This window comes from Virgibacillus sp. GM2-2, from assembly GCF_055329585.1.
In genome coordinates this window covers 1-269 of sequence record NZ_JBUZWC010000081.1, presented here as the reverse complement: position 1 = coordinate 269, position 269 = coordinate 1, and the positions used below count along the sequence as shown (strand labels likewise).

The 269-nt window shown below is 56.1% G+C and carries 1 protein-coding gene; it reads left to right on the top strand.

The window, feature by feature from the left end; translation table 11 throughout:
• A partial coding sequence (locus ACY9Z2_RS19055; RefSeq protein ID WP_463611251.1) for an alanine:cation symporter family protein occupies positions 1-269 on the top strand: 269 nt, incomplete at both ends.

Sequence of the window (269 nt, the reverse complement as noted above, 5' to 3'; positions counted from 1 at the left end):
CATGTTCATCTCGGTGGCCCTGGCGTTATTCGTGTTCACCTCGATCATGTACAACTACTACCTGGGCGAGAGCAACCTGCGCTTTCTGGTCGGCAATAACCGCAAGGTGCTGATGGGCTATCGCGCCTTGGTGCTGGTGCTGATTTTCTGGGGCTCGATCGAGAACCTGAGCACCGTGTTCGCCTTCGCCGACATCACCATGACCATGCTCGCGTTCGTCAACCTGTTTGCCCTGGCGTTCCTGTTCAAGATTGCCATGCGCATCCTCA